Raw genomic sequence first — 24,016 nt, forward strand, 5'->3', positions numbered from 1 at the left:
AAGGAGACAGGACATGATCGAACTTCGCCCCTTCAACACCCTCGGCGCGGCCAACCACGGCTGGCTCGATGCGCGCCACCACTTCTCCTTTGCCGCCTATCACGATCCTGCCCGCGTCCACTGGGGCGCGCTGCGTGTGTGGAACGACGATGCGATTGCGGCGGGCACGGGTTTCCCCACCCACCCGCACGCTGACATGGAGATCATCACCTATGTCCGCGCCGGCGCCATCACGCACCGCGATTCCATGGGCAATGAAGGCCGCACCGAAGCGGGCGATGTGCAGGTGATGAGCGCCGGCAGCGGCGTGCGCCATTCGGAATACAATCTCGAAGGCGAGGAGACCCGGATCTTCCAGATCTGGATCATCCCCGAAACCCGCGGCGGTGAACCGAGCTGGGGCGCGCGCCAGTTCCCCAAGGAAAGCCGTGCGGGGGCCTTCGTGCCGCTCGCCAGCGGTGTTGCCAACGACGATGATGCCTTGCCGATCCGCGCCGATGCCCGCGTGCTGGGCGCGACGCTTCTGGCGGGCGAGAGCGTGACCTACACGCCCCGCAGCGCCGATCGCCACCTCTACCTCGTGCCCGCCACGGGCCGGGTGAAGATCGGCGAAGTCGAGGCTGTCGCCCGCGACGGGGTGGCGATCACCCAGCTTGCCCAAGTCACCATCACCGCGCTCGAAGACAGCGAAGTCGTGCTGGTCGACGCGGCCTGATCCCCCCGGAGCCGGCCGGTTCCCCCTCCTCTCCCCGGCCGGCTCCACCCCTCTCTTTCAAGGACATGTGCAATGAGCAACATTCTCTACATCACCGCCAGCATCCGCTCCGACGCCGAAAGCATCTCGCGCGGGATCGGCCAGCGTCTGGTCGAAGGTCTTGCCGCGAAGACCGGTGCAAGTGTCACCACCCGGGATCTGGCGGCCAATGATCTGCCCTACGTGAGCGCCGAGCGCTTTGCCGCGAACCTCACCCCCGCAGCCGAGCGGACGGCCGATCTGGCCGCCATCGCCGACACGCTGATCGCCGAATTGCAAGACGCCGACACCATCATCATCGCCAGCCCCGTCTATAATTTCGGCCCGCCCGCGAGCCTCAAGGCTTGGGCCGATCTTGTCGCGCGCGCCGGCACCACCTTCCGCTACACCCCTACCGGCCCCGAAGGCCTGCTGACGGGCAAGACAGCCTATCTCGCCATCGCAACGGGCGGCACACCGGTGGGGGCCGAGTTCGACTTCATGAGCCGCTGGCTGACCTTCTTCCTCGGCTTCATCGGTATCAGCGATGTCGAGGTGATCGCCGCCGACGGGATCATGGGGCAGGACGGCACAGCGAAAATCGCCGCAGCGCAGGAGGCCGCGACACAGCTGGCGGCCTGATCCGGCCCCGAGGCCGCTGCGCCGGCCTTACCCCGTCGGCGCGGCGGTATCGAGCACCATGGCGGTGCGGGCGGCACGCGCGTAATATTCCGGGCGGCGTGGAAACTTCACGATCAGCATCAGCCCCAGCGCCACCAGATAGCCCCCGCCCACCACCAGGAAAATCGACGACAGCCCGCCCATCATGTCGGTCTTGCCGAGCATGAAGGCGCCGAAGGAAATCCCGAAATTCGAGACCGCCATGTAGATCGTGAACTGGGTTGCGGCGACCTTGGGATCGCATAGTCGCATCGGGATCGGCAGCAGCGCCACGGTCAGCAGCATGTCGAGCGAGACCCACGCAAAGATGAAGGCCGCCACCACCCGCGGGTCGCTCCAATAGGGCTCGCCCCAATACATGCCCGCCAGCATGACAAGGCCGACGCCGAGCCACAGAATCGCGATGCGCTTGGCGCCGAAACGGTCGCCCAGCCAGCCGCCCAGCGTCATGCACAGCACGCCCGCCACAAGCCCTGCCATGGCGGTGAGCGAGGCGATCTGGGCGGTGCCAAGACCGGCGTAATTGGCACCGATCAGCGGCCCCGCACCGCTCGCAGCGCCATAGAGAGTCCCGCGCCCCAGCAGCACCGGCAGGAACAGCAGGCTGACCGGGCGGGTGAGCGCCACAAGGGTCGTCCCGAGGAGCGGCCACCACGCCGCAAGCTGGATTTCGAGATTGCGCGGATTGGCACTGCCTGCGCTCCACGGCAGACGCCGCTCGCCCACCCGCTCGCGCACAACCGCAAGGTAGAGCGAGAGCGCGCAGATCAGCGCAGCGACAATCAGGTAGGCGGTGGGCGCGCCGTAATCCTCGATCACGAAGCCGCACAGCGCGGTCGCGGTGGCAACACCGATCGATTGCCCGCCGAACATCATGCCACTGCCGCGCGCCCGCTCGTCCTCGCTCATGATATCGACCGCAAGCCCGTCAACCGCGACATCCTGGAAGGTGGTCGCAAGGTTCACCGTAAAGCCGATTGCGCCGAGGATCGCGACATCGCCGACCGCGGGATTGATCAGTGCGGCAGCGACGAGGCAGGCGATCATCACGCTCTGCGCGGAAAGGATCCATGCCCGGCGGCGGCCCATCGCGAGGAATGTGTAGCGGTCCATGATGAAGCCGTTCACCAGCTTCAGTGACCATGGCAGAGCCGTGAGCGCCGAGACCGAGCCGACTTCGGCCGCGCTCGCACCATTGGAAGCCATCCATGCCGGGACCGCAAAGAAGAACAGCCCGATCGGCATGCCCTGCCCGACATAGAGGATGAAGAGCGTGAACAGCCGCAAGGCCCGGCTGCGCTCCAGAACAAGCCCGCTGTCCGCGTGATCCATCGCCAATGTCCCCCCGCGGCGATGATAGGCCTTTATCAGCCGATGGCAAACGCGCAGCCAGCCTGCGCTACGGACGCACCAGGTTCGGCTTGAAGATCGTACGGCTCGGGCGGATGACGATGATCGCCACGCCCATCAGCGCCATGGTGCCACCAAGGATCAGCGACCAGCCGATCTCGTCCCCCGTCAGCCATGCGCCAAAGCCGATGGTGAGCAGCGGGGTGAGCAGGGTGAGCGGCACGATGAGGTTGGCATCATAGGTCTGGAACAGGCGGAAATAGGCCGAATGCGCGCCGACAGAGACCACGACGCCCGAAAACAGCACGCAGGCCGCAACACCGAGCGGTGCGGCTTCGACCACGGCGATCTGCCCGGTTTCGAGCAGCAGCGTGGCCGGGATCATCACGATCAGCGTGCCCACCGCTGCCCAGCCCTGCAAGGCGACCGCGCCGATATCGAGCCGCTTGACGAAGACCGAGGCGAAGGCCCCGATGAACACGCCCGCAAAGGCAAAAGCGAGGCCCGCCGGATCATTGCTGCCCGATGGCGCGCCGATGGCAAGGCCCACCCCGCCCAGCGCCAGCGCCATGCCGAGGCCACGCCGCCAGCGCACCTCCTCGCCCAGAAACAGGATCGCGAACAGCACGGTGAGCGGCGCGCCCGAGAGGCTGACGATCCCGACAGCGGAGGGGCTTGCGGTTTGCAGGCCGACGAATTGCAGCCCGAAACTCCCCCCCGTGATCGCAAAGCCGATCACCAGCACCAGCCCCAGCCGCTGCGGCACATGGCGCAGCAGCGGGAACAGCACCGCCAGCACCATCGCCGAACGCAGCACGGTGTAGAACAGCGGCGGCAGGCCGAGCGTCGAGACCGCGATCTTGGAGACCACGACATTCATCGCCCAGGTGACATTGCAGAACAGCATGATCCCGAGCGCGGAAAGGGGAACCCCGCCGCGCATTACGGGGATGTGTCGCCGTAAACCTCGCTGGCGATATCGGCGGGCAGGCTGCCGCGCAGCTCTTCGCGCCACACGGTCGCAACCGCGTCGGACGGCGCGCGCCAGTCCCCGCGCGGGCTCAAGGCGCCGGCCGAGGAGACCTTGGGCCCGTTGGGCAGCGCCGAACGCTTGAACTGCGAAAAGCCGAAGAAGCGCGCGCAGAACCGGTCGAGCCAGTGCGCGATCTGCGCGAGGCTGTAGGCGTTTTTCTTCGTGTCCGGAAAGCCCGCAGGCCACAGCCCTTGCCCCGCATCCTTCCACGCGTGCCACGCCAGGAAGGCGACCTTTGACGGGCGCTGGCCGTAGCGGATCACGTGGTGGAGGAAGAAGTCGTTCAGTTCATAGGGGCCGACCAGTGCCTCGGTCGATTGCATCTGGCCGTCAGCGCCCGGCGGCACCAGCTCCGGCGAAATCTCGGTATCGAGGATCGCGGCCAGCACCTTGGCGCAACTCTCGTCGAACTGGCCCGTCGCGATGGTCCAGCGGATCAGATACTGGATCAGCGTCTTGGGCACGCCCGCATTGACGCCGTAATGGCTCATGTGATCGCCCACGCCATAGGTGCACCAGCCGAGCGCGAGTTCGGAAAGGTCACCGGTGCCGACGACAAAGCCCGAATGCTGCCCGGCAAGGCGGAACAGGTAATCAGTTCTGAGGCCCGCCTGCACATTCTCGAAGGTCACATCATGCACCGGTTCGCCGCTGGCAAAGGCGTGGCCGATATCTTCCAGCATCTTGAGCGCGGCGGGACGGATGTCGATCTCGCCGGCGGTGATGCCCATGGCCGCCATCAGCTGGTGGGCATTGCTCTTCGTGCCTTCGGAGGTGCCGAAGCCGGGCATGGTATAGCCGCGAATGGTGGTGCGGGGCAGGCCCAGCCGGTCACATGCCTTGGCTGCGATGATCAGTGCATGGGTGCTGTCGAGCCCGCCCGAAATGCCGATGACGAGGCTCTTGCTGCCGGTCGATTCGATCCGCCGCATCAGCGCATCGACCTGGATATTGAAGGCCTCGTAGCAGTCCTCGTCGAGCTTCTCGGTCCGGCTGGGCACAAAGGGGAAGCGCGCGACGGGGCGGACGAGGCCGATGTCGCCTTCCACATAGGCGTGTTCGAACACGATCCTGCGATAGCTGTCTGCAGGGCTTCCGGCCGATTCGGCGGCATCGGCGAAGGTCTGATTGCGCAAGCGCTCGGCGGCGAGGCGCTCGGTGTCGATATCGACGATGCACAGCTCGCCCGTCCGGTCGAACCGTGCCGACTGGGCGAGCAGATCGCCCATCTCGTAGATCACGCCCTGCCCGTCCCACGCGAGGTCCGTGGTGCTCTCCCCGTGGCCGCTCGCGGAATAGACATAGGCGGCAATCGCACGGGCAGCCGAGGAGCGAGCGTGCAAGTGGCGATCATCGGCCCGGCCGATGGTGACCGGCGAGGCCGAAAGGTTACACAGGATCAGCGCGCCCGCCATCGCAGCCTGCATCCCCGGAGGGACCGGCGCCCAGAAATCCTCGCAGATTTCGACCCCGAAGCGGAAGCCGCCCAGATTGGCCGCGGCGAAGACCAGATCGGTGCCGAAGGGCACTTCCTCGCCCGCCACGGCGATCCACAGATCGGTGCACCCGCGCCCGTGAGCGAAATGGCGCTTTTCGTAGAACTCGCGGTAATTGGGCAGGAAGCTCTTCGGGACAACGCCCAGAACCTGCCCGCCCGCGATCACGACCGCGCAGTTATAGAGCTTGTCCGCCCGCCGCAGCGGCGCGCCCACCACCAGCACCGGATGCAGATCGGCCGAAGCCGCGACCACCTCGGCCAGTGCCTGTTCCACCCGGTCAAGCAGCGCGTGCTGGAGCAGCAGATCGTCGATTGCATAGGTCGACAAGGTCAGCTCGGGGAAGACCACCAGATCGACATGGGCCGCATGGGCCTTGTGCGCCTCGGCCAGCACACCGGCGGTGTTATAGGCAACATCGGCCGGACGACACGCAGGCGTCGCCGTCGCCACGCGCACGAAGCCGTGCTCGTGGGCATCGGTAAAGGGGTGCGAGGTCTCGCTCATGGGTGCCGTCTACGCGCTCCGCTGTCTTATGGCAGCCTCTAGCGGCTAATCCTTGCCGTTCCTAGCAGGCGCGCGAAAAGTCCTGCTTTCCGGCCCCCTAGCCTTTCGATGGACGGCGATGCTTGAACCTTGGCGCGCAAGGTTCCAAGTCTTGCCCCACACACGCAACAGGAACCGCATTCATGGCCGACCCAACCTATACCCCGCCCGCCGTCTGGAGCGCCGACACCGTATCGGGCGGGCGCTTTGCCTCGATCAACCGGCCCACCGCAGGCGCGCGCGAAGAGAAGGCGCTGCCCGTCGGCCAGCATCCCTTCCAGCTCTATTCGCTCGCCACGCCCAACGGGGTGAAGGTGACGGTGCTGCTGGAGGAGCTGCTCGAAGCCGGACACAAGGCGGCCGAATATGATGCCTGGACGATCAATATCGGCGCGGGCGAACAGTTCACCAGCGGCTTTGTGGACGTGAACCCCAATTCCAAGATCCCCGCCCTGCTCGACCAGTCCGGCCCCGTGCCCTTCCGCGTGTTCGAGAGCGGCGCGATCCTCGTCCACCTTGCGGAAAAGTTCGGGATGTTCCTCCCCACCGATCCCGCGAGCCGCGCCGAGGTTCTTTCGTGGGTGTTCTGGCAGGTCGCCAGCGGGCCTTTCATGGGCGGCGGCTTCGGCCATTTCTACGCCTATGCGCCCGAGAAATACGAATATCCGATCGATCGCTACGCGATGGAGACCAAGCGCATCTTCGATGTGGCCGACCAGCAGTTGGCAAAGACGCGCTATCTGGCAGGCGACGAATATACCCTCGCCGATATCGCCAACTTTCCCTGGCTCGCGCCCTTTGTGGCAGGCCAGATCTACAATGACGCCAAGACCTTCCTTTCGATCGACGAATATACCAACGTCGCCCGCTGGGCGCGCGAGATTGCCGCGCGGCCGGCAGTGCAGCGCGGGCGGATCGTCAACAAGGTGTGGGGCGAGGAGAACACCCAAATGCGCGAGCGCCACGCGGCGGAAGACTTCGCGGGCAAGAACCTCGACTGGACGTTCTGAAGCCAGCCGAGGGGGAAGGCTGCGCGCAGGCGAAATTCGCGCGCGCAGCCCCCTTCACATTGCGATTTCACACGTTATAGAGCGCGCCTCTGCTGGGGCGTAGCCAAGCGGTAAGGCAGCGGTTTTTGGTACCGCCATGCGAAGGTTCGAATCCTTCCGCCCCAGCCAGATTTCTCCCGCAGGACTGGATCACCGCATCCGCTGCGGCGCGCCAAAGTCGCGCGGCATGCAGCCCTGCCCTAGCGTTCGAACACCGCCCCATGCGGCTTGGCCGAGCCGGTCCAGCCATGCGGCCAGGTGCGCGAATCGAAACTGAATCCGACCTTCCCGTCCGCATCGCGGAAGGTCTCGTCGATCACGAGCTTGCCCGTCGTCTGGTCCAGCTTGAGCAGATAGGTCCGGTCGCCCTCGCGTCCGGAAGTGATCACGAGCCGTTTCGCCTTCGGATCCCACCCGGTCCAGTGCGGCTCATAGGTTTCATCGATCACCAGCCGCGAGACCTCTACCGCGCGCTCGGGATTGCTGATGTCGAGCACCACGAAACCGTGCATGGCGGGCACGCTCTGGATGAAGAACTTGCCGACGATCGTGGGCACCCCGCACCAGTTGCCTTCGAACTGGTGGACCAGCCGGGCAACCGGCGTGGGCGTGTCGATGCCCGAAACGCGCTGCACCCCGCAGGACAGGGTCTGGATATAGACCGATCCGTCCGGGCCGACGCGGGCTTCCTCGGGCGAGACATGGCCGTTGAGGCTGGGGCCGGGATCGAGCCGATGCGTGCCGAGCAGCTTGAGATCGGACAGGCGGAAGATCTGGTAGGTGTTGCTGGTCAGCAGGTAATCGTCGCCCATCGGCGAATTGGTCACCAGCACCCGGTCGATGTCCGGCAGCACGGCAAGGCTGTAGGGCAGCAGGCCCTCGGCGGCGAAGGCCGGATCGACATTGCTGACCGCCCGCACTGCCTTGCCCGCCTCGTCGATCTCCTCAATGCCGCCGCTCTTGCCCGTCATAGCGCCATGGCCAGCGTGGCCGCCGTGATCCTCGTACTGGAAGCTCGAAAGCACATGGCCGTTGGGCAGCCGCAGGAAGCTGTGCGGCATGGCATAGCCCGCCAGATTGCCGAACGCGGCCACCTGCCGGGGCTTCAGGGGATCGGTGAGGTCGATCACCACGGTCTGGCCCGCATCGTGATCATTGGCGAACAGCTTGCCGCTTTCGGGCATCCAGTATTCGGTATGGTGGGGATTGTTGCTGGTCTGATCGGTCGCGGCGGTGGTGATCAACTGGCCATAGGTGGGCGAGGCCGGATCGGCATCGATCACGGCGATGAAGTTCTTGTCCTTGCCCGCGCGGTCTCCGGCCCAGACGAACAACCGGTGGCCTTCGGCACCCGCCTCGCCGGCCAGGGCCGCGCAAGGTGTGGCAACAAGCAGCGCAGCAAACAGGGCCGCAAGGCGCTTTGTCTTCATATGTCCCCCGTCGATCTCCATCCCGTGCCTCACGGCATTGCTTGCAGGACTAGCCCATATAGGGCGCGAATGCGAGACACCGCATGGCCCTGAAGCCTGCCACTTTTCGCGGGCGCATGGCGCGGCCTTGCGGCTATGCTGTGGCGACGCTCCCGCATCATCTGCGGAGCCGCAAGGGAGACGCGCAATGGATCTGCAGCTCGATGGAAAAACCGCGCTGGTGCTGGGCGCAAGCAAGGGTCTGGGGCGCGCGATTGCCGAAAGCCTCGCCAATGAGGGCGTGGATGTGATCACCGTCGCACGGTCGGCGGCGACTTACGAAAGCTTCCATCACATCATCGCCGATCTCGACGATCCGGCCGCGCCGGCTGCGATTCTGGCGGCGGTCAGCGCGACCGGCCGCTCGCCCGACATCGTGGTGCTCAATTCGGGCGGCCCGCCCACCGGCAGCGCCGCCGAGACCACGCCGGAGCAGTTCGCGGGCGTGTTCGGACGGATGTTCAACGCCCAGCTCGCGATTGCTCAGGCCTGTCTTCCGGCGATGCGCGCGCAGGGCTTCGGGCGGATCATGGCAATCGCCTCGACCAGCGTGATCACGCCGATCCCCGGCCTGGTGCTCTCGAACGCGGTGCGCGCGATGCTTGCCTCGTGGTGCAAGACGCTGGCGGGCGAAGTCGCGGCGGATGGCGTGACGGTCAACATGCTGCTGCCCGGCCAGATCGCCACCGACCGGCTGACCAGCCTGCACGGCATGATGGCACAGGCGAGCGGGCAGACTGCGGAAGACGTGCGCGCGCGCTCGGTGGCCGCAATCCCGGCGCGCCGGCTCGGACGGCCGGAAGAATTCGGCGATATCGCCGCCTTCCTCGCCAGCCCGCGCGCGGCCTTCATCACTGGCTGCGCGATCAAGGTCGACGGCGGACAGACCGCGACGCTCTAGCCGCTCAGAAGGTCATGAACAGGCCGATATTGGCGGTGTGATCCACCCGGTCCGCACCATCGCGCACGACATACTGGTTGAGATAGCCCGGCACCAGTTCGGCATTCTTGGTCAGCGGCACCGACACCCCGACGAAATTGCGCCACAGCGAAACCCCGCCGCGCTGCACGGCGGTCTGGTTGAGATCGACGAAGGGTTCGGTGAAGACCACCAGCTTGTTGTCCTGCGACAGCGGCACCCGTAGCTGGACGAACTGGCGCAACCGCCATGCCGTGCCGTCGCTCTCCTCGAAAGTGCGCTGCTCCAGCCGCGTGCGCGCATCCACGGTCACCCCGCCCTCGGTCTCGATCAGGCGGTGGTTGAACTCCTGATAGAAGCGATGCTCGTTACGGCGCAGCGGGCCGCCCGGATCGCTGAACACATAGGCATAGCCAACGCCGATGCTGGTGCGCTTGTCGATGCGGTAGCCGACCAGCGAGCGCGCAAGAAATTGCCCGAGCCGTCCGGCATCATCGGTGAAGCGCTCCTGCGCCTCGATCCGGACGAAGACCTTGTCGCTCGCGTTGATGGTGGCGAACTGGGCGAGCCAGACATTGGCATCATCCTCGGCCGCCGCTGGCGCGGCGCAGACCAGTGCGCAGGCACCGAAAAGGGCGACAAGCGGCTGTTTGAGGGCAATCATCCGGGACACAGGAGCGTGCCTAGCACCGCGATCCTTTGTCTGGCGATCACCGCAACCTGCGTATTCCACCGCAGGGCGATGCGCGGCCAGCTTGCTGGCTTGAAACCGTCGCCCCGCGCGGGCATCACGGCGGCGGAGAGAAAAAAGGAGAGGAGAATGCACAAACCGGCTTTTCGCGCGTCGGCAGCGCTGATCGCGTTGCTTTCGGCCAGCCAGGTGGCAGCGCAGCAACAGGCCGCCGCCGCCACGGGAACACCGCCGTCCGAGGCGACCATCGCTGCGCAGGAGGCCGTCCGCACCGCACTGCCGCCCGAAGGTACGCGCGATGGCGAGTTTGCCCGCCGCGGCTTTGTCGCCACCCTCGCCGATCCGCTGATCCGCAATGCCGCAGGCGCGCCGGTGTGGAACCTTGCCGCCTATGATTTTGCCGAGGGCCCGGCGCCTGCCAGCGTCAATCCCAGCCTGTGGCGACACATGGGCCACTTGCGCCATCACGGGCTGTTCCAGGTCAGCGCCAACGTCTGGCAGGTGCGCGGCTTTGACGTCTCGAACATGACGGTGATCCGCGGCAAGACCGGCTGGATCGTGATCGATCCGCTCACCAGCACCGAAACCGCCAAGGCGGCGATCGACCTCGTCAACGCCAAGCTGGGCACGCGTCCGGTGAGCGCAGTGATCTATTCGCACAGCCACGGCGACCATTTCGGGGGCGTGCGCGGGGTTGTGGATGCAGGCGCAGTCGCTTCGGGCAAGGTCGCGGTGATCGCACCGGCGGGCTTCATGGAAGAGGCCACGTCCGAAAACGTCATGGCCGGCGGGGCGATGATGCGGCGCGCGGCCTACCAGTTCGGCACCGCCCTTGCGCCCGGCCCGATGGGGCAGATGGGCAGCGGCATCGGGCGCGGGTTGTCCGGCGGCACGCTCTCGCTGATCCCGCCGACCGACATCGTCGCCAAGACCGGCGAGACCCGTGAGGTCGATGGCGTCAGCCTTGAATTCCAGATGGTCTCGGGAACCGAGGCACCGGCGGAATTCAACGTCTTCATCAAGCCGGAAAGCACCTTCCTTGCGGCCGAAATCGCCACCTGCTCCCTGCACAACATCCTCACTCCGCGCGGGGCCAAGGTGCGTGATGCGCGGGCCTGGGCGCATTATCTCGATGAAGCCGCGCTTACCTATGCGCCCCAAAGCGATGCGGTGATATCGAGCCATTGCTGGCCGATCTTCGGGCGCGCTGCGGGCACCGCATGGATCACCGCCCAGCGCGACAATTACCGCTGGCTCCACGATCAGACCGTGCGGCGCATGAACCGCGGCGAGACGATGGACGAGATTGCCGAAGCGCTCGAAGCCTCCCCCCCGCCGGGCAATGGCACGGAATGGTCGACCCGCGGCTATTACGGCACGATCAGCCACAATGCGAAGGCGATCTACCAGTTCTATCTCGGCTGGTATGATGCCGTGCCGGCGAACCTCCACCGCTATCCGCCGGTCGAGCGGGCGACCAAACTGGTCGAGGCGCTGGGCGGGGAAAGCCGCGTGCTGGCACTGGCGGAGAATGCCTATGCAAGCGGAGACTATCGCTGGTCGTCCGATCTGCTTCAGAGCCTTGTCTTCGCCGCGCCCGGCAACGCAGCGGCCAAGGCGATGCTGGCGAAATCCTACGAACAGCAGGGCTACCAGTCCGAAAGCGCGATCTGGCGCAACCAGTTCCTCGCCGCCGCCGGAGAACTCCGCAGCGGCCGGGTGGATCGCAGCGCCGCGCAGAGCAACGACATGATCGCCGCGCTGTCGACGCAGGAGCTGCTCGATTCCGCCGCCACACGCTTCGCGCCCGAAAAGCCGGGACCGCGCGGGATCACCATCGCGCTCGATATTCCCGATCGCGGCGAGCAGGCGATGATCGAGATCACCGGCCAGGCGATGATCGGCCGCACAGGGATGCTGCCGGACAAACCCGACATCACCATTCGTGGCCCGCGCCGCGCGATGCTGGCGCTGTTCTTCGTCAAGGTGCCGGTCAGCACGGTCAAGGCCATGGAAGGGGTGACGATCGAAGGCGATCTGGCCGGTTTGCAGGCGCTAATCGATGCAATGGACCCGATGCCGCACAGCTTCGATATCGTCACACCTTGAGGCGGCACGAAGGGAATCGCGGGCTTGCGCCGTTAGGGGAATGAACCGGTGCGGGCTAACCGCCCGGTTCGCGAATTCGAGGAGCGCCGCACACCCATGAGCCCTGCCAGCATTGCTCTCAACCGCTTCGGCTACGGCCTTGCGCGCGGCGGTTCGGCGCCGCGTGATCCCAAGACGTGGCTGCTGCTCCAGATCGAGGCCTTCGATCCTGCCCCGCCCGCTATCGCCGCAAGGGCCGAGACGCGGGGCCGCAGCGCCGAGATGCTCGAAACCCTGCGCAGCTTCCGCGACAGGGTGCGCGAGATGGGCGAGCCGGCTATGGCCGAGGGCGCAATGCCCGGCGCGATGGCCGAGACCGGCGGGGACAACCCGCGCGCCGCCGCGCTCGCCGGCCTGCCGCCCGAATATCGCGCCAAAGTGCTCGAAGCGCGCCGCGTGGCGATCGACGACCTTGCCACCAGCGTGAATGTCGCCGTCGCCAGCGAGACCCCGCTGATCGAGCGGCTGGTGCATTTCTGGTCGAACCATTTCAGCGTCTCGCTGGGCAAGCCGGGCACCCAGTTCGAAGTCGGCCCGCATCAATTCACCGCGATCCGCCCGCACGTGCTGGGCAAGTTCTCCGATCTCCTGAAGGCGGCGGTGCTGCATCCCGCGATGCTGCTCTATCTCGACCAGTTCCAGTCGATCGGGCCCGAGGCACCGATCCAGCGCCTGCGCGCCCGCCGCGCCAATGCCCAGCAGCGCCCGCGCGGGCTCAACGAGAACCTCGCACGCGAAATCATGGAGCTGCACACGTTCGGCGTACATGGCGGCTATGCGCAGGCCGATGTCACCGAATTCGCCCGCGCGCTGACCGGCTGGACCGTGCCCGGGATCGGGCGGATCGGCCGCTTTGCCGTAGACCAGCCGAGCGGCGCGGCCTTTGTCGCCCCCGCGCATGAGCCCGGCGATCGCACCATCATGGGCAAGCGCTATGCCGAAGGCGGAGCGGAGCAGGCCATCGGGATCCTCGACGAGCTTGCCGCCCACCCTGCGACCGCGCGCTTCATCGCCATCAAATTCGCACGCCATTTTGCTGGTGACACCCCGCCCGAAACCCTCGTCGCGCGGCTCGAAGCCGATTTCCGCCGCACCGGCGGCGATCTGGCGAGCCTCACCACCACGCTGGTCAATTCGCCCGAGGCCTGGGCGCCGGGGCCGGTCAAGTTCCGCAGCCCGTTCGAATGGTTCATCGCCGCGCTGCGCCTGTCGGGCGTGAACAGCCTGTCGCCGCAGCGCATTGCCGCAGCGCTCAATGAACTCGGCCAGGCACCGTGGCGCGCGCCTTCGCCTGCCGGTTATGACGATCTTGCCGCCAGCTGGGCCGCACCCGATGTGATCTGGCGCCGGGCGGAACTGGCCGAACGCATGGCACAAGGCGCGCCGTCCGATGATGTGCTCGCCCGCGCCACTGCCGCCTTCCCCGACGCCCTGAGCGACACCACCCGCACCATGCTGACCCGCGCCGAAAGCGGACGGCAGGCGCTGGCGCTGCTCCTCGTCGCCCCTGAAATGATGCGGAGGTAACCCCGTCATGCTGACCCGTCTTGATCGCCGAACCCTGCTCGCCGGATCGCTTGCGCTGGGCGCCAGCGGGCTTGCCCTGCCGAATATCGCACTGGCCCAGACCACGGGGCCGAAGAAGCTCCTGTTCGTGCTGCTGCGCGGCGCGGCAGACGGCCTCTCGATGCTGGCCCCGGTCGGCGATCCCGGCTTCGAGGCGCTGCGCGGTGCAGCGCTGGCCGATTATGCCAATGCCCCCAAAATCGGCAGCTTCTTTGCGCTCCACCCTGCCCTTGCCGAGGTGGGCAAGGCAGCCGCGGCAGGCGAGGCGCTGTTCATCCACGGCGCGGCGACAGCCTATCGCGAGCGTTCGCACTTCGACGGGCAGAACCTGCTCGAAACCGGCGGAACCGCGCCCTATGCCAGCAAGGATGGCTGGCTCAACCGTCTCACCGCGCTGCTGGGCGAGAGCGGCCGTGGAGAGCCGCCCCGTGCCCTCGCCATTGCTCCGGCGGTGCCGCTGGCGCTGCGCGGAGCTGCGCCGGTATCGAGCTATGCGCCCTCGGCCCTGCCTGCGGCCACCAACGATTTTCTGACCCGCGTCGGCGCACTCTACGAGGCCGACAGCGAGCTGGCCGGCCTGTGGTCACGTGCGCTCGAAACACGGGCGATGGCGGGCGATGACAACCTCAACAATCTGCGCGATGCCGCCGCCAATGGCTCGCTGGTCGCCTCGCTGATGCAGGGGACACGCGGCGCGGGGATCGCGATGATCGAGGTCGACGGATGGGATACCCACGCCAACCAGCGCGGTGCCTTTGCCCGGCAGGCGCGCGGGCTGGATGCCCTGCTCGCGGCCTTCCGCACCGGCATGGGCGCAGAATGGCGCGACACGATGGTGCTGGTGGCGACCGAATTCGGCCGTACCGCGAAGCTCAACGGCACGAACGGCACGGATCACGGCACGGCGAGCGCCGCGATGGTGCTGGGCGGCTCGGTCAAGGGCGGGACGGTGCAGGCCGACTGGCCGGGCCTCACGCAAAGCCAGCTCTACGAAGGCCGCGATCTTGCGCCGACTATCGCGCTCGAAACCGTGCTGGCGGGCGCCGTGGCCGAACATTGGCGGCTCGATCCGGCGCTTACCCTCGCACGGCTGTTCCCGGGCCGCACGGCCAAGCCGCTGGGCGGCTTCGTCAGGGCCTAGAAGGAACACTCCGCTGCGGCATCCGCCTCGGAGCGGGTGATCTCGCTGATCTGGAAGGCGAAGGGCGCGACCGAGCTGAAAGTCAGCTTGCCGCCCGCCTCGCCAAGGCAGGCCTTGGACAGCACCATCTCGCGCCACCCCTTGCCCTCGGCGACCGAAAGGCCCTGGGTGATGTCGACGGGCTGGCCGCCCGCTGTCACCGTCACCGGACCGGCCGGACGGCTGCTTACGGAATAGGAAATCCGCCACGCCGCGTCGCTGGCCGGGCCGGTAAGGCTGATCTTGGCACCGGGGCCAAAGGCGATGCGGCGCGCGTCTTCCTGTGCGCGGCGATCAACGCCGGTCACGACGATGCCGTTGCCATTGCCGCGCAGATCGGGAAGCAGCGCATTGTCCGCCACCGCCTGCACCCGCGCGCCGAGTTTGCCATTGGCGAACCACGTGGCGCCCGTATCATGGGTCAGCGCAGCGCAGGTCTCGTCGAGCTTTTCAAGCGGCGCCAAAGCGCCGTAGCCGAGCCCGAAGCCGGTGGGGAACAGCGCGCCATCGGCGCTGTTGAGCGGTGCGCCCTCGCAGGTCCTGGGCCAGCTGAAAGAGAGCTTTCCGCTCGGCTGCACGCCGCCGAACAGCACATCCGCCACCCCTGCCCCCTCGCTGCCCGGAAGCCAGCTTGCGACAAAGGCATCGGCGGCGTTCAATTCGCGGTTGACCCACAAGGGGCGGCCCGAGAGGAACACGGCAACGGTCTTGATCCCGCGCGCACGATAGGCCTTGAGGAGGCTCAACCCCTCCTCGTCGCGGAAGGCGAGATCCTTGCGGTCGCCCACGAACTCGGCATAGGGCGGCTCGCCGAAGACGACGATGGCGACGTCAGGCTTGCTGGCGGCATCGCCCTTGGGCGCGAGCACGGCGGTGCTGCCGGCTGCCTTGGCCGCCGCGGCAATTCCGCCCCAGATCGAGGTTGCGCCCGGGAAATCGGCTGCAGTGAGATCACCGCCGCCCTGCCATGTCACCGACCAGCCGCCGGCCTGCTGCGGGACATTGTCCGCCGCGCTGCCAGCCACTTCGATGACCGCGCCGGGCTTCAGCGGCAACACGCCCGCATTCTTGAGCAGCACCTGCGACTTGGCCACCGCCTCGCGCGCAATCGCGCGGTGCTCGGCCGAGCCCATCAGCTCCCACTTGCCACCGTATGCACGCTGCGAGGGCTTCACCTCGCCATCGAAAATGCCGAGCGCCTGCTTGAGCTTGAGCACCCGCAGCACCGCCTCGTCGAGCCGGGCCATGGGGATGGTACCGTCCTTGACCTGCGCCACCAGCGAAGCGTGGAGCGCCTTCCAGTCCTCGGGCACCATGTAGATATCAAGCCCGGCCATCAGCGCCTGCGGACAATCGGAATTGGTGCAGCCCTTGACCTGCCCGTGGCCGTTCCAGTCGCCCACGACCACGCCCGCGAAACCGAGGTTGCCGCGCAGCTCATCGGTCAGCAGCGGCTTGTTGCCGTGCATCTTGGAGCCGTTGATCGAGTTGAAGCTCGCCATGACGCTGGCGACCCCGGCATTGATCGCAGCCGGATAGGGCGCGGCGTGGATCGCCATCAAGGCCTTGAGGTCGCCATTGACGTCGCCCTGATCGACCCCCTGCGACGTGCCGCCGTCACCGAAATAGTGCTTGGCGGTGGCGGCAACCTTGCCCTTGCCGAGGAAGCCGGGCTCGCCCGTGCGGCCCTGCAACCCCTCGATCATCGCCGCGCCGAGGCGGGTGACGAGTTCGGGGTTTTCCGAGTAACTCTCGTAGGTGCGCCCCCAGCGATCATCGCGCGCGACCGCAATGGTGGGCGCGAAGGTCCAGTCGAGCCCGGTCACTTCGATCTCGACCGCGGTGGCCGCGCCGATCCGGCGGATGAGATCGGCATCGCCGGTCGCGCCCAGCGCGATATTGTGGGGGAAGACCGTGGCGCCAGGCACATTGGCATGGCCGTGAACCGCATCGGTCGCCCAGATCGCGGGGATCACCGGCTCGCCATCCGCGAGCGGCGCGGTGGAGGCTTCCCAATAGGCATCGGCCAGCTTCAGCCAGTCGGTCGCGGGTGCCTTGTCATTGCCATAGGGGCCGGAATTGCCGCCGTTGAGGATCGTGCCGAAGCGGTATTTGCGCACATCTTCAGGCGTGATCGAGCCGATATCGGGCTGGATGATCTGCGCGACCTTGCGCTCGATGCTCATGCGCGCCAGCAGCGCCTCCGGGCTGTTGGCCGCAGCGGCAGCGGGGGCAGACGCAGCGGGGGCAGCAGCCGGAGCGGACTGCACCTCGGCATGGGCTGCGCAGCCTGCAAGCAGGGCAGCAAGGCCTGCGCTTGCCGCAAGCTGACCAAAAATCTTAGACGTCACCAGGCTAGTCCCTCCCAAGACCGGTATTTTGCTGGTCATACGTCCCTTGAGAACGTTATCAAGATACTACAAAACCGGCGGGCTTTTGCAAGCGTCAAGCGTCCCTTGCAGACGGGTTTCCCGCGCCCCGCGCAAAGGAGGCAAGCAGCGCGGCGCTGGCAAGCGAAAGGCTGGCGAACAATACGAACAGCGCCGAGTAGCCCAACCCCGGCACCAGCTTGACCGTGAGCCACGGCATCACCATCGCCGGCAAAGTGTTGGTGAGGTTGAAAAGTCCGAGATCCCGCCCGCGATGCTGCGGGGCGGGAAGCACGCGCAGGGTCTGGCTGGCATGGAGCGAAAGGAAGATCGCCGCGGCCATGGCAAACAGCACATAGCCCGCAATCGCCTGCGACAGGCTGGCGGCGGCAGCCATCACCAGCATGCCGAGCGCACACAGCAGCGCACAGCCCGCCAGCGGCAGGATCGGCCGGCCATGGCGATCAGACCAGCGCCCCAGCACAAACGAGAGCGGCACCGCGCCGACCAGCACCAGACTGAAGATGTTGGCGGCGGAATTTTCGGGGTATCCGGGCGCGAGCGAGCGCAGCCAGAACAGCAGGAAAGCGAACATCCCGCCTTCGGCCACCTGCACCAGAAAGCGCGCCGCCCACATCCGGCGCACCGCATGATCGGGCCGCGCCCCGGCCTGCCCCCGTGGATCGGCCTGCTTCTGCGAGTCCGGCTGCATGAGACCGGACCGCTCCTGCCGGCCGCCGAGCAGCATCGCGGGCAGCACCAGCGCCGTCACCAGCCCGGCCACCACAGGCAGCCGCATGTCGGGCGCGACCAGCCCGCCGAAGGTCACCAGCGAGCCTGCCAGCGCGCCCAATGCGGGCGACAGCGCCAGCGCCCCGCCCAGCACGCCCTTCTGGCTATCGGGAAAGCAGTCGCCCGCCCAAGCCATCAACGGCGCCAGCATCAGATTGAGGCCGACCTGCCACAGCATCACCAGCAGCACGATTTCCGAAACCGAATGTGCTGCACCGATCTGCAGCAGCCAGAAATTCGAGATAAGCAGCCCTGCCAGGATCCAAGGACGCCGGACGCGGCTAGCATCACTCAGCGCGCCCACCGCGATGTTCGCAAGGCTCGCCGTCACCGCGCCCCAGAAGCTCGCCTGCGCCAGCGCGGCAATATCCTCGCGCCCCTGCAAGGAAGCGATGCGTTCGGGCAGGAGCACGGTCAGCAGCGGCACATAGGCGACCGCGCCGCCCGCAGCAGCCAGCGCATAGAGCGCAAGGAACCAGCCCGGCTGGCGTTCAGGCGCGGGCTGTGCGGAGGTGTTCAAGCCCTGCCCGAGGCGGGCGCGGGCGCAGGTGCTGTGGACAGCCGCTCGACCAACCCGGCGGCGACTTCGATCACGGCATCATCCGCGCCATCCTCGCCGCGTGCGATCAGCTGCTCGACCGCGCGGCTGACAGTCTCCGCAATCGGCTGGTCGATCGCAGTCAGCGGCGGCTGGGTGAAGCGCACGATCGGGGTATTGTCGAAGGAGATCAGCGAAAGATCGCCCGGCACCTTCAGCCCGCGATCACGCGCCACTTCGAGTGCGGCGAGCGCCATCTGGTCGGACGAGGCGATGATCGCGGTAAGGTCGGGATTGCGGTCGAGCAGCGCGCGCGCCGCCTTGGTGCCGGATTCGTAGCCGAAATCCCCCGCCTCCAGCAGACCTTCGGACGGCAACCCGCGCTCGGCCAGCGCGCGCTTCCAGCCGTCGATACGCCAGCCGCTGAGGCTGTATTGCGCAGGCCCGGCAATCATCGCGATCTTGCGGTGGCCGAGATCTGCGAGGCGCATGGTGGCGAGATGGCCGGCGCCTTCATCGCCCATTGTCAGCGCAATTCCCGGCCCCGGCGCATTCGATCCGATCCGTGCAAACGGAATGCCGCGTTCGGTAAGAAGCCCGGTGATGAGCGCATTTTCCGAGTGCGGCGGGGTCAGGATCACCCCGTCTGGCTGCAGGGCCGAGATCGCTGCGCCCAGCTCGCGCTCGACATGATCGGAATGGGTGTCGATCAGCTCCACCATCATGCGGTAGCCGTGCTTCGAACAGGTCAGGATCCCGCCCAGCAGCATCTGGTCGACCCAGTCGGTGCCGCGCCGCTCGCGCCAGTCGGCAAGGGTGCGCTCGCGGTCGTTGATAGCAAGAATGATGTAGGAGCGCGAGCCACTCATGCGCTGGGCGGCAAGGCTCGGCACATAGCCCAGCCGTTCGATCGAGGCGCGCACCTTGTCGCGCACCTGCGGGCGCACATTGGGCCCGCCATTGATGACGCGGCTCACCGTTTGCAGCGAGACCCCGGCATCCTCTGCGACGTCCCTGATCGTGACTGTGTTGCGCCCGCGCGCCATCCTGCTTCAATCCCGTCCGCTCTACCTGATACAGGCCCGTCCCTTTTGGGGATCGCTGGCGCAAGCGTAGACCCTGATCCAATCGATTGCGAATTGCGCGGGAAAGCTCTCCTTCGCAACCCTTTTCGCGTTGTTTTCTTCCGACAGCCGCCCGCCGACGGCAAGGTTGGCCATGATGTAGAACGGGCGGTCAAAGGGCGCGGCGGGGTTGCCGCGGGCGAGCGGGGAGGCGCTGCTCCACTTGTCGGCCGGGACGGTGAGGTGCACCCGGTCATCGACGAGGAAGCGGATCAGGCCCTCGCCCCACTCCACCGCGTAGACGTGGAAATCATCCGAAGGCAGCGCCAGGTCCGGCAAGGCATTGCGGTGATCGACAAAGCGGTTTTTGGGCGCAAGATCGCCGAAATGGAGCGCGCTGATGGTGCGGTTTTCGCCTTTGCCGCCCTCGCATTTGGGGCACTTCGCGCCGATGTTGACCGCTTCGAGAATGTCGATCTCGCCCGACAGCGGCCACGGCCCATAGAGATCCTCGGACGGCATCATCCACACCGCCGGCCATGTGCCCTGCCCCGGCGGCACCTTGGCGCGCACCTCGATCCGGCCATAGCGCCAGGCATGGAGGCCCCGCGTGCGGACCTTGCCCGATGTGTAGGGCTGGACCAGCCTGGGGTTGGGATTATCGGCAATTTCGGGCGGGCGCGCCGGGCCGACAAAGCGCTCCTTCTTCGCTTTCAGAAGCAGCAGCCCGCCTTCCACCGCGATGTTGTCGGGCCGGTCGGTATAGCACTGCCGCTCGTAATTGCCCCCGCCCCAGCACGACTCCTCGGGCGCCCATTTGCTGCGATCGAGACTGTCGCCGTCGAACTCGTCGGCCCACACCAGCTCCCAGCCAGCGCCTTCACGCGGAGCGAGTTGTTGCGGCGCCTCTTCCGACGCCGCCCCCAAAAGCAGCAGGGCCGCTGAGAGCGTACCCGCCTTCAGCAGCCCTGCCATTTTCATAGAACTTGCCTGCTTAGAAGTCGAAGCGGGCAAGGAAGGTGAAGCGGCGGTCGTTGCGGAACGCCGAACGCTCGATCCGGGTGCCGTCGAAGTCGATCACCTGCGAGGTGCGGAACACCTCGTCGAGCAGGTTCACGCCCTGCACCCCGAGCTTCACCCCGTCCATCACCGTCACGAACACGGAAGCGTCGAGCTGGCCGGTCTCCTCGCCCCAGATCGGCGAGAAGGGGAAGATGTCGTCACGCGGGGTGATCACGAAGGCCGAACGCCAGTTGTAGGCGGCACGGGCCGACAGCCAGTCCTTTTCGTAGAACAGGGTCGCGTTGACGGTGTGCTTCGAAATCCCGGCGAGCGGCTGGAAGGCTGCGAAATCGCCCTGGTTGCGCGCAAGGTTGGTATTCGCGAAATCGCCGCCGTCGACATAGGTGTAGGTCAGCTGCGTACCGAACCCGTTGAGCAAGCCCGGCAGGAAGTCGTAGGTCTGCTGGTAGGCGATTTCCACACCCTTGAGCAGGCCGTCCTGACGGTTGTCCGGTCCGTTGACCTCGACTTCGAGATCAAGCCCGCCGGGGCTCACGAAGTTCACCAGATCGATGCCGTTGTTGACGATCCCCTTGATGTCCTTGGCAAAGGCCGACATCGTCAGCGAGCCGACGCGGTCGAAATACCACTCGACCGAGAGATCGTAGTTCCAGCTCTGGATCGGGCGCAGGTTGCGGTTGCCGGTGAACAGCTGGAACAGCGGACCCGTGGCGAGCGTGCCTTCGGCGCGCAGGTCTGCGGTGTTGTCCCCGATCCCGCCGCCGGAGCGGAAGGCCGCAAGGTCAGGGCGCGAGATGCCCTTCGAGACCGCTGCACGGAACAGCAGGCCATCGCCGGTGTCGAGCAGCGCATTGAAGCTCGGCAGCCAGTTGTCGAAGGTCACCGCCCGGTCATCGAGCACGATTTCCCCGGTATGCGCTGCGGCGAATTCTGCCAGACGGCCCGCGGGCAGGCTGCAGAAGGCCGGACGCTGGTCAGCCGGAAGCTGCTGGGCGCGGCTACAGGCTGCAGTCACTTCCGACAGCTCGGCGCTCCCGTTGCCATTGCCGCCCGAGGCGACGTTGTCGAAGAAGAACGGGTTCGGGAAGCCGATCAGGCCCACCGCATTCACTTCGGTTTCGACATAGCGCAGACCGAAGTTGCCCGAAATCTTCCAGGCATTGTCAAAGTCCGTGCCGTAATCGACGCGGGCAAAGGCGGCCTTGGTGGTTTCGCCGACATTGCTGATCTCGTTCTCGCAGAACGGGGTGCAACGCGTGCTCTGGCCGGTCACCGCATTGGTGAAGCTGCGGTTGTTGACGCCGAAGAACGGGTTGGGAGTCTGCGAGAAGGTGTTGATCGCGCCGGCCTGACGGGCCGATGCGCCAGACAGGTATTCCTGAAGGAAGCTGTCTGCCCCGAAGAAGTGCGCACCGCCCGGCAGCGGCGCAGGCGCGTTGCCGCGCTGGAAGCCGTTGTCGAAGGGCGAACGCAGGTTGGCGAAGGCCGGGAAATCATCGACATAGGCACCGCCGCCAATCGCGAATTCCTGCCCCGGAAGGCCGGTGAAGAAGCGGCCCGGCTGGAACCCGCCGGTGGTAGCACAGCCCGGACCCGCGTTCCACGGAGCGCAGCCCGCACGGCCCGCCCAGGGTGCCGAGAGGTTGCCCCAGGTGCTGAAGTTGGTGTCGCGGGTGGTCTGGTCACGCTCCGACCAGCGCGCACCGAACTTGACCTGCTTGAAGAAGCCGTCCTCGCTGATGTCGTATTCAGCATCGAAACGCAGCGTGTCGAGCTGGCCTTCATTGCGGGCGATCGAGTCGAGCAGGAACCAGTAATAGGTGTTGCGACCAGAGGTGAAGTAGTCAGCCGGCGCGCCCGGAGGCGCAAGGAACTGCACCTGCGGCACGTTGCCGCTCATATCGAGATCGATATTGGCCCAGGTCGCCATCGTGCCGATGATCGAGTCCTGACGCAGATCGGATTCGATGTGCTGGGCTTCGAAGTTGACGCGGAAGCGATCGGAGATGCTCCAGTCGATATCGATCGAGACATCCTGCGTCATTGCGCGGGTCTCGCGCTCGAAGCGCAGCAGTTCGAGCGGAATGCCGCCGCGGCCGAAGGGGTTGGCATAGGCATCGCCGATGCGCTGGCTCAGAATGCCGCGCTGGAAGATGCCGTTCTCGTCGAATTCCCAGGTGCTGCCCGCCGCCGGAACCGGGAACAGCGCGTCATCATTGACGAGCGCGATCGCCGCGTTTTCCTTTGTGAAGAAGCGGGTGTCGGCACGCAGCCATTCGGCGGTGACGACAAAGCTGCGATCCGGGCTTTCGTACTGGATGGTGCCCGAGACGGCCTCGCGGTCACGCTCGAGATCGGTGGTGCGAACGCCTGCGCCCTTGGGGACAACGACCGCGCCGGCCGGCGGGAAGTTGTCGGGCGTGAAGCTGGTGCCGCCGCCGGCAAAGCCGCCGCTGCCGACCGGACGGACGCGCAGACAGCCGCCGGTCAGGCTGGCCGGACGGTAGCACGGGTCACCCACCTGCGAGGCATCGGTGCGGCTGATCAGTTCGGACTTGGCATAGCCGATCTGGAAGCCGAGGGTCCCAGCATCGGATTCCCACGTGGTCGAACCGAGCACCGAGAAGCCGGGCGACCACTCGCTGGCGAGATCGCCGGTGTTGGTTTCGATCGTGCCCGCGATGTGCGTGCCGGGGCGATCCAGCGGCTTGCGGGTGACGAGGTTGACGGTGCCCGCGATCCCGCCTTCGACCATGTCGGCGGTGAGGTTCTTGAACACCTCGACCCGGCCCAGAAGTTCGGGCGAGACCTCGTTGAAGTTGAGAACGGTGCCACCATTGGCCGAGAAGATGTCGCGGCCGTTCAGTTCCGAACGCACGAAGTTCAGGCCGCGAATGATCACGCCGGTGCCTTCGACCGAGAAACGGTCAGGGTCCGAGGGCTTTTCAAAGCGGCCGATATTGATGCCCGGGACACGCTGGAGCGCTTCGGCGACCGAACGGTCGGGCAGCGCGCCGATGTCTTCAGCGGTGATCACATCGACGAAGGTGTCGGCATTGCGCTTGATGCTCTGCGCCGAGGACAGCGAGGCGCGGAAGCCGGTGACGATAATGTCGGCTTCAGGCTCTTCGGCCGCAACTTCAGCGTCCTTGTCTGCGGGTTCGGCATCCTGTGCCAGCGCCGGGCTGGCGGCAGCGATGGCGATCGCGGATGCGGTGCCGAGGGCGAACAGGCGCCGACGCGGCGCAACGCTTGCATATTTCATGATGTGTCAAACCTCCCCATGCCCCGCGACAGATTCGTGCCTGCTACGGGTGCTTGCCTTGTGGGTTGTAGCGCAGATTGTTAGCGTTCTCAAGACTTGTAATC

At 66.5% G+C, this 24,016-nt stretch carries 17 protein-coding genes and 1 tRNA gene; 8 read left to right on the forward strand and 10 right to left on the reverse strand.

Annotated features, from left to right (window positions below):
- The first annotated feature begins 13 nt into the window (after window positions 1-13).
- Both RSE14_RS04780 and RSE14_RS04785 read left to right on the forward strand, forming a co-directional pair.
- A complete protein-coding gene (locus RSE14_RS04780) occupies window positions 14-715 on the forward strand; it encodes a pirin family protein (protein ID WP_324076093.1) in 702 nt (233 codons plus the stop codon).
- A 72-nt stretch (window positions 716-787) separates the two neighbouring features.
- Window positions 788-1,375 (forward strand): FMN-dependent NADH-azoreductase, encoded by a 588-nt coding sequence (locus RSE14_RS04785; RefSeq protein WP_324076094.1) that lies wholly within the window; start codon window positions 788-790, stop codon window positions 1,373-1,375.
- A 27-nt stretch (window positions 1,376-1,402) separates the two neighbouring features.
- Here RSE14_RS04785 and RSE14_RS04790 read toward each other — a convergent pair whose 3' ends face one another.
- From RSE14_RS04790 to RSE14_RS04800, 3 genes are all read right to left on the reverse strand, one after another.
- The gene (locus tag RSE14_RS04790) at window positions 1,403-2,746 is read right to left on the reverse strand and encodes an MFS transporter (RefSeq protein WP_324076095.1); all 1,344 of its coding nucleotides are present in this window, start codon (window positions 2,744-2,746) and stop codon (window positions 1,403-1,405) included.
- Window positions 2,747-2,813: 67 nt separating this feature from the next.
- Window positions 2,814-3,707 (reverse strand): DMT family transporter, encoded by an 894-nt coding sequence (locus tag RSE14_RS04795; protein WP_324076096.1) that lies wholly within the window; start codon window positions 3,705-3,707, stop codon window positions 2,814-2,816.
- Window positions 3,707-5,800 carry an NAD(+) synthase gene (locus RSE14_RS04800; RefSeq protein WP_324076097.1) on the reverse strand — a complete coding sequence of 698 codons (2,094 nt, stop codon included), beginning with the start codon at window positions 5,798-5,800 and terminating at the stop codon, window positions 3,707-3,709. Before RSE14_RS04800 ends, RSE14_RS04795 begins: the two co-directional genes overlap by 1 nt.
- Before the next feature lie 182 nt (window positions 5,801-5,982).
- Here RSE14_RS04800 and yghU point away from each other — a divergent pair, with 182 nt between their 5' ends.
- Both yghU and RSE14_RS04810 read left to right on the forward strand, forming a co-directional pair.
- The gene (yghU, locus tag RSE14_RS04805) at window positions 5,983-6,849 is read left to right on the forward strand and encodes a glutathione-dependent disulfide-bond oxidoreductase (protein WP_324076098.1); all 867 of its coding nucleotides are present in this window, start codon (window positions 5,983-5,985) and stop codon (window positions 6,847-6,849) included.
- Between the two features lie 93 nt (window positions 6,850-6,942).
- Window positions 6,943-7,017, forward strand: a tRNA-Gln gene (locus RSE14_RS04810).
- Window positions 7,018-7,088: 71 nt separating this feature from the next.
- On the opposite strand, the gene RSE14_RS04815 is transcribed toward RSE14_RS04810, so the two are convergent.
- Complete coding sequence (locus tag RSE14_RS04815; protein WP_324076099.1) at window positions 7,089-8,318, reverse strand: hypothetical protein; 1,230 nt, start codon at window positions 8,316-8,318, stop codon at window positions 7,089-7,091.
- 187 nt (window positions 8,319-8,505) lie between these two features.
- Between RSE14_RS04815 and RSE14_RS04820 the strand changes: the two genes are divergently transcribed.
- Complete coding sequence (locus RSE14_RS04820; RefSeq protein WP_324076100.1) at window positions 8,506-9,258, forward strand: SDR family oxidoreductase; 753 nt, start codon at window positions 8,506-8,508, stop codon at window positions 9,256-9,258.
- A gap of 4 nt (window positions 9,259-9,262) precedes the next feature.
- On the opposite strand, the gene RSE14_RS04825 is transcribed toward RSE14_RS04820, so the two are convergent.
- Window positions 9,263-9,940, reverse strand: coding sequence for a DUF2490 domain-containing protein (locus RSE14_RS04825; protein WP_324076818.1), 678 nt, complete (start codon window positions 9,938-9,940; stop codon window positions 9,263-9,265).
- A 156-nt stretch (window positions 9,941-10,096) separates the two neighbouring features.
- On the opposite strand from RSE14_RS04825, the gene RSE14_RS04830 reads away from it, so the two are divergent.
- From RSE14_RS04830 to RSE14_RS04840, 3 genes are read left to right on the forward strand one after another with little or no spacing between them, the layout of a single operon-like run.
- Entirely contained in the window at window positions 10,097-12,076 is a 1,980-nt protein-coding gene (locus tag RSE14_RS04830; protein WP_324076101.1) for an alkyl/aryl-sulfatase, read from the forward strand.
- A 48-nt stretch (window positions 12,077-12,124) separates the two neighbouring features.
- A complete protein-coding gene (locus RSE14_RS04835; protein WP_324076102.1) occupies window positions 12,125-13,642 on the forward strand; it encodes a DUF1800 domain-containing protein in 1,518 nt (505 codons plus the stop codon).
- 7 nt (window positions 13,643-13,649) lie between these two features.
- Complete coding sequence (locus RSE14_RS04840) at window positions 13,650-14,822, forward strand: DUF1501 domain-containing protein (RefSeq protein WP_324076103.1); 1,173 nt, start codon at window positions 13,650-13,652, stop codon at window positions 14,820-14,822.
- Here the strand turns inward: RSE14_RS04840 and RSE14_RS04845 are convergent.
- The 5 genes from RSE14_RS04845 to RSE14_RS04865 all read right to left on the reverse strand — a co-directional run bounded on the left by RSE14_RS04845 (window position 14,819) and on the right by RSE14_RS04865 (window position 23,912).
- On the reverse strand, window positions 14,819-17,212 hold the full coding sequence (locus RSE14_RS04845) for a glycoside hydrolase family 3 protein (RefSeq protein ID WP_324076104.1): 2,394 nt from the start codon (window positions 17,210-17,212) through the stop codon (window positions 14,819-14,821). The two genes, RSE14_RS04840 and RSE14_RS04845, sit on opposite strands and share 4 nt — an antisense overlap.
- A 94-nt stretch (window positions 17,213-17,306) precedes the next feature.
- Window positions 17,307-18,542, reverse strand: a complete 1,236-nt coding sequence (locus RSE14_RS04850) for an MFS transporter (RefSeq protein ID WP_324076105.1) — start codon at window positions 18,540-18,542, stop codon at window positions 17,307-17,309.
- A complete protein-coding gene (locus RSE14_RS04855; RefSeq protein WP_324076106.1) occupies window positions 18,539-19,606 on the reverse strand; it encodes a LacI family DNA-binding transcriptional regulator in 1,068 nt (355 codons plus the stop codon). The genes RSE14_RS04850 and RSE14_RS04855 overlap by 4 nt, the downstream gene beginning before the upstream one ends.
- Window positions 19,607-19,627: 21 nt before the next feature.
- On the reverse strand, window positions 19,628-20,605 hold the full coding sequence (locus RSE14_RS04860; protein ID WP_324076107.1) for a glycoside hydrolase family 16 protein: 978 nt from the start codon (window positions 20,603-20,605) through the stop codon (window positions 19,628-19,630).
- A gap of 13 nt (window positions 20,606-20,618) precedes the next feature.
- Entirely contained in the window at window positions 20,619-23,912 is a 3,294-nt protein-coding gene (locus RSE14_RS04865; protein ID WP_324076108.1) for a TonB-dependent receptor, read from the reverse strand.
- Window positions 23,913-24,016 lie beyond the last annotated feature (104 nt).

Source organism: Erythrobacter sp., from assembly GCF_035194505.1.
GTDB lineage: Bacteria > Pseudomonadota > Alphaproteobacteria > Sphingomonadales > Sphingomonadaceae > Erythrobacter.

Bases quoted from the DNA above. Each gene is read 5' to 3' on its own strand.
- RSE14_RS04790 (WP_324076095.1), bottom strand. From the start codon at position 2,746: ATGGATCACGCGGACAGCGGGCTTGTTCTGGAGCGCAGCCGGGCCTTG.
- RSE14_RS04800 (WP_324076097.1), bottom strand. From the start codon at position 5,800: ATGAGCGAGACCTCGCACCCCTTTACCGATGCCCACGAGCACGGCTTC.
- RSE14_RS04815 (WP_324076099.1), bottom strand. From the start codon at position 8,318: ATGAAGACAAAGCGCCTTGCGGCCCTGTTTGCTGCGCTGCTTGTTGCC.
- RSE14_RS04860 (WP_324076107.1), bottom strand. From the start codon at position 20,605: ATGAAAATGGCAGGGCTGCTGAAGGCGGGTACGCTCTCAGCGGCCCTG.
- yghU (WP_324076098.1), top strand. From the start codon at position 5,983: ATGGCCGACCCAACCTATACCCCGCCCGCCGTCTGGAGCGCCGACACC.
- RSE14_RS04780 (WP_324076093.1), top strand. From the start codon at position 14: ATGATCGAACTTCGCCCCTTCAACACCCTCGGCGCGGCCAACCACGGC.
- RSE14_RS04865 (WP_324076108.1), bottom strand. From the start codon at position 23,912: ATGAAATATGCAAGCGTTGCGCCGCGTCGGCGCCTGTTCGCCCTCGGC.
- RSE14_RS04795 (WP_324076096.1), bottom strand. From the start codon at position 3,707: ATGCGCGGCGGGGTTCCCCTTTCCGCGCTCGGGATCATGCTGTTCTGC.
- RSE14_RS04855 (WP_324076106.1), bottom strand. From the start codon at position 19,606: ATGGCGCGCGGGCGCAACACAGTCACGATCAGGGACGTCGCAGAGGAT.
- RSE14_RS04825 (WP_324076818.1), bottom strand. From the start codon at position 9,940: ATGATTGCCCTCAAACAGCCGCTTGTCGCCCTTTTCGGTGCCTGCGCA.
- RSE14_RS04830 (WP_324076101.1), top strand. From the start codon at position 10,097: ATGCACAAACCGGCTTTTCGCGCGTCGGCAGCGCTGATCGCGTTGCTT.
- RSE14_RS04820 (WP_324076100.1), top strand. From the start codon at position 8,506: ATGGATCTGCAGCTCGATGGAAAAACCGCGCTGGTGCTGGGCGCAAGC.
- RSE14_RS04840 (WP_324076103.1), top strand. From the start codon at position 13,650: ATGCTGACCCGTCTTGATCGCCGAACCCTGCTCGCCGGATCGCTTGCG.
- RSE14_RS04785 (WP_324076094.1), top strand. From the start codon at position 788: ATGAGCAACATTCTCTACATCACCGCCAGCATCCGCTCCGACGCCGAA.